The following is a 12926-nucleotide window of genomic DNA, read 5'->3' on the forward strand; positions in this document are numbered from 1 at the left end:
GTCTCCACCGGGCGTGGAGGGAACCAGTCAGCCTACGACAGGGTCCTCCGCAGTTCCGCCAGCCTGTTTTCCAGGACCAACCGAGGACCGAAATTTCGCAGCTTGAGACGCGTGATGTCTATGGCCTCAATTGCCCGGCGGGGTACGAGGCCGACGATCTCACTGCTTTTGATGGCAGCGCCTGCGTGCACGGCTTCCGCTGCGACCGCGTCAAACACCGTCATGATGGAGGTGGTCAAAAAGTCGGTCAGGTTGGTGGACACCTGGACCGCACCAAGAGCTTTTACCTCCACGCCGATGGCCTTGACTTCCGGGAGGCCTCCATCTGAACTGCGAATTTTCCTGGCAATAGCTCTGGCCAGATTAAGATCAGTGGACCTGAGATTAATGTTGTAAGCGATCAGAAAGCTTCGCGCGCCAACGGCCGTGGCCCCCGCCGTCGGATGAAGGTCAGCCCCGCCAAAATCTGGCCGGCGATCGGGATTGTCACGGACCTCCTGGCGCAACTGTTCAAACTGTCCGCGCCTTAGATACTCAAGATGCTTCCTGCGAGGGTCGCGGGCAGCCGCTTCGTAAAGATAGGTTGGAATTTGAAAACGTCGCCAGGCCTCCTGGGCAACCCACCGTGCGATCTCAACGCAATCGCTGAGATCGACACCCTGGATGGGCACGAAGGGCACAACGTCGGTAGCGCCGATACGGGGGTGCACGCCGCGGTGCTTATTCAGGTCAATCAGTTCGCCGGCGCGTCCGATGGCCCGCAACGCCGCTTCACCCACCGCTTCGCGGCTGCCAACAAACGTCACCACTGTGCGATTGTGATCGACGTCCATCTGGGTATCCAACACGTACGCATCCGAGCCGGCAATAAGGGCGTGGAGGATGGACTCGATTTTGGTTCTGTCCTCTCCCTCACTGAAATTAGGAATGCACTCCACAATGGTTTGCACACTGAGAATCTAGCACAGGACCCCACAGACTCACATTCGGCAATTGCCACATTTGAAGAGCATTACTGTCGGGCGAGGGCTGCCGGTGTTACGCCGCGGAACACTTTTGTTACGCCGGCCGGAAGGCATGGGATGCCGGGCATCGTCTTGTTATAATTTACGTAGAGGAACAGCCGGAGGTGAAAGTCGATGCCAGTCTATGAATTTATGTGCAAAGATTGCCACAAGCGGTTCACCCTGGTTCTCAGCATTATCGAATACGAGAAGCTCCTGCCTGCGTGCCCCAAATGCAAGAGCCGCAATATTGAGCAGTTGCCCGCTGCGTTCTTTGCCGTCACTGCCAAGAAGAGCTGAAATCTTCCTTGTAGTTAGAGGCTCACGGCCTGTCAGGCATAGGTTCTGAATCCGGTGCGGCCAGTTGCATCAGGCGGTTATCGGCGGCGCGGTGTGGCGAGGCGGATGAAATCGAGCGCATAGTCGTTTTTTAAAGCGCGCGCGAGGGAACCTGCGGTATTCGGCATCCCTTCGGCGACGAGCGCAATGGTTGCCTGGCTGTGGCTCGATCCAAATCGTAATGACGCCCAGCTTGTCCCTGATGCCGCATCCACAAGCGCTTCCATGGCTGGCCAGTCGCCGGGCGAATTCCACTTGGCTTCAACCCTGTCCGGCTGTGCTCGGGTTGAAATTTGATGATTGGTTATCGCCTGTTCAAAGGCGATGGCGAATGGCGCCTTGATGCCTCCATCTGCTATGAAGCTGTTCAGACGTACGGCCATCTGGACGCGCGTCTCCTGGCCCATCCAACAGACCCGCGCCGGCAGGCCCTGGAACCGAACGTGCTGTCGAGCCAATTGAATCCATCGCGCCAGCGAGAAATCATCGGGGAAAAGTTCGAGCGCCAGCTCATCGAACCGGCGGATATCTCCCGGTTCGCCGGACAGGGCCACCCATCGAATGGGAGCCAAGCCGGCTGAAAGCAGCGGTTGAAGATAGGTCTCAGCAAAGTCCGGAAACGCCGAAGCGGCGCCCGGCACTCCGCACTGTTCGGCTGCGCCGCCAAGATTATTTCCGAATTCGAAAACGATAGAACCGAGCTTCTGGAGCGCCAGCATCCCTTCAAAGTGCCGGATGATCGAATCGCGGGAGCGAGATATATAATCCTGCGGATTCTCGCGCCGCAGTGTGCCCGCATCATCAGGATTGAGGCCAGACGGGACATATCCGTTCTGGAGATCGTGGGCGCTGGTCTGGTCGGTTAAAATGTCCGGCAGAACACCCCTGCTGGCGAGTTCCGGGATAACGTCGGAGCAATTTCCCACCAGCCCAACGGAGACGCCCTGTTTCTGCCGCACGGCGTTCTTAAGGATTCGCAGTGCTTCATCCAGGGTATTGACGCAGTAATCGCAATATCCCGAGCGGATACGGCGGCGAATGCGTTCTCCATCCACCTCAATGCCGAGAAATGCGGCCCCGAGCATCACGGCAGCAAGCGGCAAGGCCCCTCCCGCCGCGCCCATTCCGCCTGAAACGATCAGCTTTCCTGCAAGTTCGTTGTCGAAGCGCTTCCGGGCGATGGCATCGAAAACTTGAAAGGCAATTGGCAGATTTTGCTGCGTCCCCACGTAGGTCCAACTTCCCGGATCTGCTGCTCCGAGGCCAGGAACGCCGCGCTGCTCGATCTGATCGGGTTTGTCGGGTGTGGGCCAGTGGCCCTCCATTGTGTTAGCGATGATGACGCGGGGCGCATCTTGCCGCGTCTCAACGACCCCAATCGGCCGCCCTGATTGAACCAGAAGCGTTTCATCATTCTCGAGGGTCTTCAGAGCTTCCACGGTTGCCTGATAGCTTTCCCAGTTGCGCAGAACTTTCCCAGTGGCTCTGTTGGCTATCAGTTCGCTGGGGTGCTCGGCGACATCTGGATCGAGCGAATTCATCAGCAGGCGCAGAGCGGCTTCCTGATGCCAGCCCCGGCAGTTGAGCCCCGTGCCGCGCGGCGAACGGACCCGTTGCATGCCCTTGCCTGGCGGGCCGTCCTGATTCCCAAGGCCGGATGTCGGGTGCCCCATTGTGACGAGTCTCCTGCTGAATCTTAGCTGATAACATCGCGGAGAGAAAGCAAGCCCCCGCAGGCTGGCCGATAACTTAGCGCTGCCAGCCAGCGTGTTTTCATGAACTGCCTTCATCGCTATTTGCTGCCGGAGCGGGAGGGCCGGAAGCTCTGTGCTAAAATTCTCTTGGCCTGCCGTCTTCCGCAAAATTACGGGCATGGGGGCACATGGAATCGAAATCGTTTAGAACGATCAACGAATTGTTTCTCCAGGCGATGGAGAAGCATCACAAGCCCGACGCCTTCCTGACCAAAACGGAAGGCTGCTACCGTGGGACCTCTTCGCGGGACGTGCAGTTGAAGGTTGCGGCGCTGGCGGTCGTGTTTGATGAAATGGGGGTCGGCGCCGGCGACCGCGTCGCTTTACTCTCTGAAAACCGCCTGGAATGGGCCCTCACCGATTACGCCGTGCTGGGGCTTGGGGCCGTAACCGTTCCGCTTTATTCCACGCTGCTGAAAGACGACGTGGAGTTTATCCTTCGTGACTCCGGCTCAAAATGTATTGTTGTTTCGACCCGCGAACAGCTCAAAAAGGTCCTGGCTGTGCGGGCCGCCGTGCCGGAATTGAAATTTGTGGTGGCCATGGATTGCGGACCGGGAGAATCCGCCGGCGTCCTCTGCTGGAAGGAACTGGTCGGACGGGGAAGCGAGGCCGGAGCAGAAGCAGTGAAATTTCTGAAGGAGCAGGCGCTTCGCGCGCAACCTGGGGACGTTGCAACTGTCGTATATACCTCGGGGACTACGGGAATGTTCAAAGGCGTCGTGCTCACGCACGCCAATATTGCCTCAAACATTCAGGCCTGTGACCGCTTGTTTGATTTCCACCCGGGCGACACCAGCATGGCTTTCCTTCCGCTGGCCCACATCTTTGAGCGGATGATTGACTTTTACTATATGGCGCAGGGTGTTTCGATTGCGTACGCAGAAAACATTGACTCTTTGCCGCAGAATCTGCGCGAAGTGCGGCCCACTCTGATGGCCGTTGTTCCGCGGCTCGTGGAGAAAATTCGCGAAAAGGTGATGGAAGAGGTTCGCCACCTTCCGCCTTCCAGGCAGAGATTGTTTGGGTGGGCCCTGCGCACGGGCCGGGAGTGGTTTCCATACCGTCTTGCCGGCCGTGCCGCGCCGCTGGGGCTGGGCTTGGAGCGCCGGCTCGCGGACAAAATCGTTTATTCCAAGATCCGCTCGCAGATGGGCGGGCGGTTGCGGCTGTTGATTTCTGGCGCCGCGCCGCTGAGCAAGGATCTGGCGGAGTTTTTCTTCTCCATCGGTATCCCGATTTATGAAGGCTACGGCCTGACGGAAACTTCCCCCGTGATCGCCGTTAATCATCCGGGGGCTGTGAAGCTGGGCACCGTGGGACGAGCGGTTCCCGGAGTGGAAGTCAGGCTGGGTGAGGAGACGGAAGATTCGGAGGGCCACAGCGGACGTGAAATTCTGGTTCGCGGGCCCAATGTGACGCCGGGATACTATCATCAGGTTGAGCCGAACGGTGAAGCCTTCGCCGGTGGATGGTTTCACACGGGGGACCTGGGCTTCTTGGACCCGGAAGGATTTCTTTCCATCACAGGGCGCAAAAAAAACCTGTTTAAAACTTCCGGCGGCAAGTATGTTTCACCGGAAAAGCTGGAGAACCTTTTTCAGGGGCACCGCTACGTGGCGCAACTGGTGGTGCTGGGCGACGCAAGGAAGTTTGTAGGATCGTTGATCGTCCCCAACTTTACCGCGCTCGAAGCCTACGCAAGAGAGCAGGGGATTGCTATTGCCGGACGCGAAGAGCTGGTGAGGAATAAACGGGTCCAAACCTTCTTGCAAGGGCAGGTGGATGAAGCCTGCAAACACCTGCCGCCTCACGAGCGCATTCGCCAGATTGCGCTGCTCCCGAATGAACTCACGATCGCCGCCGGCGAGCTTTCAGCCACGCTGAAGGTAAAGCGTCCGGTGGTTGAAGAGCGATACCGCGACCTGATCGAAGAAATGTTTTCACGCCGTCTGTCCGCGATGCAGGAAGTCCCGCCCAAGTAGGTGATAGCACTCTCTCAACAACTTAAGGCGGAGTGTCTGCCGATGGGCCGAAGATTCCCGGCGCCTTACCTCCCGTCAGCATCGTGCATCGCCGCGCTAAACGCTACCAGCTTGCACGGTCTGGTTGTCCCTGCCGAAGACTTCGCGATACGCGGCGTGCAGGTCATCGAGAGCGCCGGCGCAGTCGCCTGTGAAGCTCGACCCATGCATAATGGCGAGGGTTTTGGGTTGCAGGGCAGCCAGCTTTCTGAGGTTCTTCCCGGTAAGCGCGGTGTACGGAACGTAGTCCGCCAAAATGCCTGCCTGATAGGCTTTCATTGCTTCATATGAGCGGCCGACGACGTCATGGGATGTGATCGGCTCGACGTCGCCGGTCTGGTGGAAGAGGTCTGAGCAGAGCAGCATCTTCTCAGTCTCCTCGAAAAGTAAGCCCGCGTCCCAGCCGTGGGGCAAATGGGGTGTCTGGCAGTAGCGGAAGCGGAATTTGCCGGTGGTAAAGCTTTCGCCGTCGGCCAGCGCTCGCGCCTCTCTGCCGATGAAGTCGTTTACGCTGACGAGCGCGCCCACCTGACTGCAGATCACGTCGGCTTTGGGTGCATCCGCGAGCCATTCATTCAGAGACCCGCACTCGTCAGATTCGAAGTGGCTGAAGCCGATGTGGCGCAGGTCCGATACGGTGATGAGTTTGGAGACCGCCTCACGCATTTCCGCGTGCATACCGCGCAGACCGGTGTGAAACAGCATCGGTTCATCATCCTTCACCAGGAAGTGATTGAATTGCAGATCAGCCCATTGGGCGTAGATGGAGATTCGGTAGACGTTCGGAGTAATCTCCGCTATCTTGGCCATGGTTCCCTCCTCATGGGTTTGTCGCGGACCTTCCCAGTTCTGTACATTAGCCGCTATGATACCTTGAATTGTAACGAGCAGCTATATTCTCACACTTTAGAGATGTACGGATGCGATCCGGTAATATCGCACAGATCACGGGCTATTATCCGATTTTGAGATTTGTCTCCCGCTGCTTGTTCAGTGAGCATCAAGGCCACTTGAGAAGCTTGGGCCTCTAGGGCCAGACTGCCCCGCAGCAACCCGGGTGCGAGTCCCAGCCGCAACATCGGGCCGCATAACCTGCGACGCGGTGCCCGAAGTAGAAAATACTCCAGCCTGACTAAGATCATCTCTGCCTTTGAATCTGCCGATTCAGGGTTGGGAATTCCGATCGGCGTGCGCGCGGAAGGTTCGCGCATGGAGCATCTGTTGGTTGTAGTACCTGAGTGCTATGGCGCGTTTCAAGCAACGGTGGTGGAATGGACTCGAAGTATGATGTCAGGATTTTGAAAACGGTGCCGCATGTTTATGCTGACTCCCGGAATGCAACGGATTTATGAGCTTCTGGCGTTCCTCGTGGCCCTTTACTTTCCGGTTGCGTTGCTGACGTGGCTGGCGATCGACAAGTTTTTCGCGTCCGACGACGCCAACGGTCGGGTTCAGCGAAGACAGCCCGACCAGGCTCAACCGAACCGTGTTCTGGCGGAGCGTTCAGGTCCTGGCGCGTGAAACGGGCGTGACGGCGCCAGAAGCCGCCCGTGCTTGGTTGTTGGTTTTATTTTCACGCATTCCGTGCCACCTATCCAATTCGTTCCTCATGTAGCACTTCCTTTGAATAAATCCCGACAGCGGACAGTATCCGGCCTTTCCAGGCCTGAGCGTGCTCGTGGCCGGGCACATCGCCAGGGGAACCTTGGAATCTGGCGACAGGTTCGTTGTGCGATTCTGGAGAGTATGTTAAGAATAAGATTTCGGATTGGCGACCCTCATACATCCATGGAATCGCGAGCTCGCATCTATGTGGTTTTTCTCCGTGACTTTGGGAAGGGGGAAGTGGCAAATTACGGCAGCCTGTGCAAAATGCGGAGCAGCGTTATCGGCTGATGCGGTGTATTGCAGTTCGTGCGGATCACCCGTGAGGGCGACAGCGGAAGCCGCGGGCGCGGGGATCAGCGCAAATCAGACGGCGCCGTCCGGCTTTGACCTACCAGGAATTGACTTCAATGTAGCGGGCCTGCTCTGCTATATTTTATGGCCGGTTGCGCCGATCTTTTTCCTGCTGGTCGGTCCTTACAACAGAAACCGCTTTGTTCGCTTCCATGCTTTTCAGGCAGCTTTTCTCTGGCTTGCGGGGATTGCGGTGGCCATCGCGTTGCGGATTGTGACTTCGATTCTTGGACTGGTACCCGTGCTGGGGTGGGTGGCGAGTGGATTTATCTGGATTACATTTACAATATCGTTTTTTAGTTTGGTTATTACATTGACGTATAAGGCCTACAACGGCGAGTGGTACAGTGCGCCGATGATTGGAAACTTTGCAAGGCAGCAGGCAGAGAGTTGAAACAGCCCTCTCGGGCGTCGCGGCGAGCGTGTTCGCGGAAAGAGAGGCGGCGTCCATTTGCAGCTTTGCCGCGTCCGGTCTTATTTTCTCTTGACAATTAGCCTTCAGCAGAGCAATTTAGCAAATTCTACGGAATGACCTGCGGCTCTCTGGCTTGGGGTGCCGGAAGCGCAGACAAAAACAATGAAGGTCCGCGTTTGTTTTCACAATCGGTGTTTTGACGGCGCCTGTTCGGCAGCGGTGTTCTCGCGTTTTTATCGCGAACTCGTAAATCCCGGCGCGCAATTTCTCTATCAGGGACTTTTCCATCGCGCGGGCCAGCTTTTCGACGAGGAGATGTTTGACGGAGATGAAAACGTCATCGTCGATTTCAAATACTCCAGCTCGCCGCGCATGACCTGGTGGTTTGATCATCATCAGAGCGCGTTCCTTACTCCTGCGGACGCCAGGCACTTCGAGCAGGACCGTAGCGGAAAGAAGTTCTACGACCCGTCCTTCCGCTCCTGCACAAAGTTCATCGCTCACATCGGGGCGACCAAGTTCAATTTCTGCGCGCCGGACCTCGATGAGGTTGTTCACTGGGCCGATATCATTGACGGGGCGCAGTATCCTGACCCCAAGACGGCCGTCGAGATGCGTGATCCTGCCACGCAGATCACACTGGTGATCGAAGGGGCGCCCTCCGACGATTTTGTCGCCGGACTTATTCCCGAGCTGCTCTCAAAATCGCTTGGCGAGATTGCCGCCATGCCCCGCGTTCGGCAGGCGTTCGAGCGCCTTTACGATCAGCACCTCCGGACAATTGATGTCATCCGCGAGCGTGCCGTGCCCAGCGAAGGAGTTGCGTTCATCGACCTTTCCGACCAGAGCTTCGAAGGTTTTAACAAATTCATCCCTTATTACCTCTTTCCTGAATCGGTTTATAACGTGGCGCTAAGCCGCAGCAAGGAACGGATCAAGATTGCTGTGGGAAGCAATCCCTGGAATCCAACGCCGAAGACCGCAAACCTCGCCACCATCTGCGAGAGGTTCGGCGGGGGCGGCCACGCCAAGGTCGCCGCAATCTCCCTGCCTCCAGGCGATCTCGACCGGGGGCGCGCCATCGCCATGGAGATCGTTCAGGAACTTCGCTCCTCTCTCCAGTAAAATAGATCTGTTATCTTCGCGGCCGGCCCAGCCGGAATTTGCGTCCCGTGCCGCGGGTGGAGGGATGCCCCCGGAACAGGTGCCGTGATGCTGGACCGTGCGCTTTTTCAGTCTCGAATGGAATTGAAGAATGCTTCCCCGAAGCCAGGCGTCAGAGGCCACTGGCGGCCCATCGCGGCAATCATCGTCTTTTTACTGCTGGCTTCTGCTGCCCTTGCTGCGGGACAGGGCGCGCAACCCGGCGGCCAGGAAGCCACCGGAACGCTCGCCGCCGCCCCGGCGGGTCAGGTCAATACGGTCCCCGCAAAGACGGAGCTTTTCCTTCGGCTGAAGACCCCTATCAGCACCACTTCTTCCCATTTAAATGAAGCCGTGGAGGCGGAGGTTGAGCGGGCAGTGGAAATCAATGGAGAAATCGCCATTCCAGTGGGTTCTGTTGCAAAGGGACGAGTGGCGAGGCTGGTCCCGAGTTCCAGCCCCACCGACCGGGCTTCGATGCTTCTGGAATTTGATTCGTTGGTCCTGCCGGGGCAGTCCGCCATTCCAATCGCCTGCCACGTCAGCGATGTCGATAACGCAAGGGAAAAGGTGCTGCCTGACGGCACCATTCAGGGCCTTCTTGCCAGCGAATTGCCGGTCACGTTGCTCAACTCGGCACTGGAAAAAATGCAGAAAAAAACAGGCGGGGCGCAACCGGCCCAGCAGGGCGGGGGGACATGGTTCGGGAATCCCGACACCTCGATCAACTATGTTGCCGGAACCGAATTTGCTGTGGTCCTGGACAAGCCGCTGGAGGTTTCCGGCCATTTCAAGCCGGAATTTGCCCGTCAGATTCCTGCCAACCTGGAGGATTCTGTGATGCAACTGCTGGCGCAGGCGCCACGGCGCGTGAAAAGCAAAAAGGGCGACGAGGGCGGACCAACCAACCTGGTGCTGATTGGAAGCCTGCAGGAAGTCAAACAGGCATTTGCGAAGGCGGGCTGGACGGCGGCCCAGGACCAGGATGCAAATTCCCTGTGGAAGACTTTTGAGGCGGTCATCAAGGGGAAAGGTTACGATGCCGCTCCGATGTCGACGCTTTATATGTACGGGCGCGCGGAAGATATGGCCTTTGAAAAGATGCTGAACACTTTTACGCATCGCCACCATTTGCGCATCTGGAAAGCCCCTGCGCTGGCGCCGGACGGGCGGCAAATGTGGCTGGTGGTTGCGGACCATGACAACGGGTTTGATGTGCGGCCGGGCGTGATTTCGCATTCAGTTGATCCGAACGTCGATCTGGAACGGGCCAAGGTGGGCGCGGACCTTGGAATGACCGGGCTGGTCGCTGCTGAAGAACTCGTGAGCGTCTCTAATCCCGCCCGGGCGGGATTGACGGCGACCGGCGGCAAATGGGAGAGTGACGGAAGGCTCCTGATCGTCGAACTGAAGGCGTCATCCGGGGCCTCGGCGGTGTGATCTCCGGGCAGGCAAGGTCAAATCGCTGAACGGACGAGCTATTTGATCATGCTGGGTTGCACACCGGCAGCACTTCCCCGGACCGCTGAGAGCCGGACTCGACAGTGACGTCGCATGCGCGGGCTGTCATGCGCCTGGCTTGTTGCTTGACTCCGAACCGTCGTTCCGATAGTTTGACGTGCAGGTTCCAGGAATTGAGTGTTTCGTGAAGAAAAACCGACGACATTGGATCTGGCTGGGTATCAGCACCATCATTCTGGCCCTGATCTTCTACAATCTCCGCCACAACCCTGAATGGCGGCACTTTGACTGGAAACGCCTGTGGGCCTCCCTCGTCAGCGCCCGCCCGGATCTATTGTTGCTGTCCCTGGTTGGGGTTTACGCCACGTACCTGATCCGCGCGCTGCGATGGCAGTTCCTGATGCACCCCATCAAGAAGGGTTCGCTATGGGTGCTGTTTGTGGGGCAGATGCTGGGTTTCAGCTCCATTTATCTGGTGGGGCGTCCGGGAGAATTTGTGCGTCCTGCCTACATCGCCAAGAAGGAGTCACTGCCCATCACCTCGATGGTTGCGGTCTGGCTTATGGAGCGGATTTGCGACACGATATGCCTGGTGGTGCTGTTTGCGGTGGTCCTTTACCTGGTCCCGGCAGGGATGAGCACCGCCGGCAAGAATGTGCTCTCGGTGATGCACAAAGCCGGTGACGTCATGCTGGCGGTCACAGCGGCCATGGTGGCGGGACTGGTGGCTTATCGGCTGAAAACCCAGGCATGGATGGATTGGGTGATGCGAAGGACCCAGTTTCTGCCCCGTCCGATTCAAAGGCACGTTCAACACTTCCTCCGCTCGTTTGCTGAGGGTTTACTTGTAGTGAGGAGCCTGCCTGATTTTGCGGGCAGTGTGGTGCTTTCCGTTCTGCTGTGGGGCACCAATGCCACCGTTTTTTGGCTGACTCTCAGGAGCCTGGGCGGCACTCTCAGCGACTTTGCATGGCTGGCGGCGGCGCTGGTGCTCTTTTGCGCCTCGCTGGGGCTGGTGGTGCAGTTTCCGGGTATTGGCGGGGGGTATCAGGTAGGGATTGTCCTGGCCCTGACAGAAATTTTTGCCATGCCTGCCGATGTTTCCACTGGAGCCTCCATCCTGCTTTGGCTTATGATGTCGGTTCCCGTGCTGCTGGTCAGCCTGGGCTTGCTAGTCCACGAGGGCCTCAGTTTCAAGCACCTAGAAGCCATCACCCAGGAAGAAGAGATGGAGCAGGAGACTGCTGTTGAGGAAGCCCAGTAGCGGCCCGCATCAAAATCCTCAGCGTTCGGGAGGGGGACCGGGCAGGCCCAGTGAATCGGCGGGCCGTGCCCATCACAAATCGAATTATGCGATGCCCTTTCTGCGGTTACATTGAAGACAAGGTGGTTGATTCCCGGACGGGCAAAGTTGCGGACACCATTCGCCGCCGGCGCGAGTGCATGAAGTGCGGCCGCAGGTTCACCACGTACGAGCGAATTGACGAGATTCCGTACATGGTGGTTAAAAAAGACGGCAGCCGCGAAAAGTTCGACCGCCAGAAAATCCTGGGTGGCCTGCTGAAGGCGTGCGAGAAGCGCCCGGTCCCCATGAGCACGCTGGAAGAGATTGTCGATGAGGCGGAGTCCTATGTCGCCGAGTCTCCGGACCGCGAACGGCCGAGTTCCGAACTTGGCGGGATGGTGATGGACCGGTTACGGAAGCTGGACAAGGTGGCGTACGTCCGCTTCGCGTCGGTTTACCTGGACTTCAAGGACGTGCGGGAGTTCATGGACGAACTCCAGGAACTGCTGAAGGCGAAAACGAGTTGAAGCTCGGCGCTGATGTCAGGTGCGGTTCCAGACAAACGCCCCGAACTCCCTGAACGTGCGAAATCCCATCCGCTCATAAAGCCTTGCCGCGCCGCTGTTGAGCGCTGTAACCGTCAGCGAAACCTCTGAAAAACCGCCACGGGCCAATTTCTCGAAAGCAATGCGAAGCATGGTGCTGCCCAGGCCGATACCCTGATAGCCGGTGGCAACGGCAATCTGGGGAATGTGGGCCGTCCCGGGTCGCACGGCGGTCAGACCGAGTATGCCGGCCAGTTTTCCCGTCGAACGGTGGACGGCCGCAATCGAAGCCTGCGGCAGGTAATCACCGCAGCCACGGTTCCTGACGATACTCTCCACCAGATGGGTGGTCCCCGCAATGCTGCAATACTGGTCATTTACCGCTGCATCGATATGGTTCTGATAGACGCGGTGGAGCAGTTGCGACGCTTCGCGGTCATGCTTGCGCTCCCAGGGGTGGAAAACAAAATCGCCGGGAGCTTCGTTCTCTCGCCGAAGGCCATTCGGGAGATCAGATCTCTGGCGGCTCCCAGCAGTTATCCCTAAACGAAAAGCCATAAACTGGCGAAGATAACTCTGGAAAGCCCTGGAACGGAAGTAAGGGCCGATCTGGTCAAAACTGAAATGCGGCAGTTGGGCCTCAATGCGGCGGACATCATCAAACCCAACGAGCGCGTCGACGGCTTTGTCCAGCAGGTTTATCGCGGCGTCGGACGGGGAATTACCCGGTAACGCGAAAAGCGTGCCGATAAGCCCTTTCGAACCCTCACGGAAATAGAGGCAATAGGCTTGCGCCACATCCCCTTCGAGCAGGGCAAATCCCAACAATCGCTTTTCTTGCAGGTACGAGGCGACAAGTGCGGATGAGGACGAGTAGTCCCAGTGAAGGTCTTCCAGCCAGGCCCTGGACTCGACCTGTAGAAGCGGCTGGAACTGCGCTACTCGCAATTTCCGGACATCCACAATCCTGGAAACCAAGACTCCCGCGGCCCTCCTG

12 protein-coding genes are annotated in these 12926 nt (G+C 57.9%); 8 read left to right on the plus strand and 4 right to left on the minus strand.

Translation table 11 applies throughout. The features are described from left to right. Nucleotides 1-32: 32 nt before the first annotated feature. Nucleotides 33-950 (minus strand): glutamate formimidoyltransferase, encoded by a 918-nt coding sequence (gene ftcD / locus VFQ24_01875; protein HET9177086.1) that lies wholly within the window; start codon nt 948-950, stop codon nt 33-35. A 189-nt stretch (nt 951-1139) separates the two neighbouring features. Here ftcD and VFQ24_01880 point away from each other — a divergent pair, with 189 nt between their 5' ends. Further along, complete coding sequence (locus VFQ24_01880; protein ID HET9177087.1) at nt 1140-1304, plus strand: FmdB family zinc ribbon protein; 165 nt, start codon at nt 1140-1142, stop codon at nt 1302-1304. Between the two features lie 77 nt (nt 1305-1381). On the opposite strand, the gene hutU is transcribed toward VFQ24_01880, so the two are convergent. Next, complete coding sequence (hutU, locus tag VFQ24_01885; protein ID HET9177088.1) at nt 1382-3016, minus strand: urocanate hydratase; 1635 nt, start codon at nt 3014-3016, stop codon at nt 1382-1384. A gap of 209 nt (nt 3017-3225) precedes the next feature. On the opposite strand from hutU, the gene VFQ24_01890 reads away from it, so the two are divergent. After that, the gene (locus tag VFQ24_01890) at nt 3226-5082 is read left to right on the plus strand and encodes a long-chain fatty acid--CoA ligase (protein HET9177089.1); all 1857 of its coding nucleotides are present in this window, start codon (nt 3226-3228) and stop codon (nt 5080-5082) included. 96 nt (nt 5083-5178) lie between these two features. On the opposite strand, the gene VFQ24_01895 is transcribed toward VFQ24_01890, so the two are convergent. Further along, nucleotides 5179-5931, minus strand: coding sequence for an MBL fold metallo-hydrolase (locus tag VFQ24_01895; protein ID HET9177090.1), 753 nt, complete (start codon nt 5929-5931; stop codon nt 5179-5181). A 504-nt stretch (nt 5932-6435) separates the two neighbouring features. Here VFQ24_01895 and VFQ24_01900 point away from each other — a divergent pair. From VFQ24_01900 to nrdR, 6 genes are all read left to right on the plus strand, one after another. Then, nucleotides 6436-6642 (plus strand): hypothetical protein, encoded by a 207-nt coding sequence (locus VFQ24_01900; protein HET9177091.1) that lies wholly within the window; start codon nt 6436-6438, stop codon nt 6640-6642. Between the two features lie 406 nt (nt 6643-7048). Next, on the plus strand, nt 7049-7474 hold the full coding sequence (locus tag VFQ24_01905) for a hypothetical protein (GenBank protein HET9177092.1): 426 nt from the start codon (nt 7049-7051) through the stop codon (nt 7472-7474). Nucleotides 7475-7657: 183 nt separating this feature from the next. After that, entirely contained in the window at nt 7658-8620 is a 963-nt protein-coding gene (locus tag VFQ24_01910; GenBank protein ID HET9177093.1) for a phosphoesterase, read from the plus strand. A gap of 117 nt (nt 8621-8737) precedes the next feature. Then, on the plus strand, nt 8738-10078 hold the full coding sequence (locus tag VFQ24_01915; GenBank protein ID HET9177094.1) for an LssY C-terminal domain-containing protein: 1341 nt from the start codon (nt 8738-8740) through the stop codon (nt 10076-10078). A gap of 205 nt (nt 10079-10283) precedes the next feature. After that, complete coding sequence (locus tag VFQ24_01920; protein ID HET9177095.1) at nt 10284-11363, plus strand: lysylphosphatidylglycerol synthase transmembrane domain-containing protein; 1080 nt, start codon at nt 10284-10286, stop codon at nt 11361-11363. Nucleotides 11364-11449: 86 nt separating this feature from the next. After that, nucleotides 11450-11911 (plus strand): transcriptional regulator NrdR, encoded by a 462-nt coding sequence (nrdR, locus tag VFQ24_01925; GenBank protein ID HET9177096.1) that lies wholly within the window; start codon nt 11450-11452, stop codon nt 11909-11911. Nucleotides 11912-11926: 15 nt separating this feature from the next. On the opposite strand, the gene VFQ24_01930 is transcribed toward nrdR, so the two are convergent. Then, the gene (locus VFQ24_01930) at nt 11927-12907 is read right to left on the minus strand and encodes a GNAT family N-acetyltransferase (GenBank protein HET9177097.1); all 981 of its coding nucleotides are present in this window, start codon (nt 12905-12907) and stop codon (nt 11927-11929) included. Nucleotides 12908-12926 lie beyond the last annotated feature (19 nt).

The organism is Terriglobia bacterium, assembly GCA_035712365.1.
In the GTDB taxonomy this organism is placed as follows: Bacteria; Acidobacteriota; Terriglobia; order UBA7540; family UBA7540; genus SCRD01.